A 608-nucleotide genomic window follows, 5' to 3' on the forward strand; every position below is an offset into this window, starting at 1 on the left:
GGTGCAAGGACCAATTAGCAAAATGTATGACTTGGGTCAAAGTTTAGTGTATTCACTGAATGGCCTAAACCAAAACATTGGATTGGTTGGCGTTTTAGCAATTGTGATTGGTGCGGTACAATTATGGCGCCGTCGTTTCTCACGTGAGTTGGCAATCTGGGGGCTTGGGGTCGTGCTATTTATCATGGCATCTTCGATTTTCCCTTGGCGGGCGCTCTCTGAGAATGTACAGGCATTAGTCCAATTTCCGTTCCGCTTACTTGGCTTGAGTTCACTGTTTTTGCTCGTTTACTTGTCGGGCGAGTTAGTGCGAGTCTTTGCTTTGCCAAAGCAACAGGCGCTTACGACTTTGGTTGTGTTATTGTTCAGTGCAGGTAGTTACTTGGCGTTTACGGAGAATTTGATTTATACGCGCCAGCACCAGCAACCATTGGTAACGAATCAACGGTTTGAGGCAACCACCGCGTTGTTTGAAACAAGTTTCACGGCGAATGATAAGCAACTAGCAGCTCTGAATAAACCGGGTGCGCGTCACGATTATATCGGCATGCTCGACTATGCACCTAAAAATGCGTGGCCAGTCGAGAATTACTATTCGTTCCTCGCAC

General features: G+C 46.9%; 1 protein-coding gene. It reads left to right on the top strand.

All coding sequences use genetic code 11. The features are described 5' to 3' along the window. On the top strand, nt 1-608 hold a 608-nt coding region (locus WEIDD23_RS13330; RefSeq protein WP_197458755.1), incomplete at both ends, for a hypothetical protein.

The organism is Weissella sp. DD23 (assembly GCF_001579105.1).
GTDB lineage: Bacteria > Bacillota > Bacilli > Lactobacillales > Lactobacillaceae > Weissella > Weissella cibaria.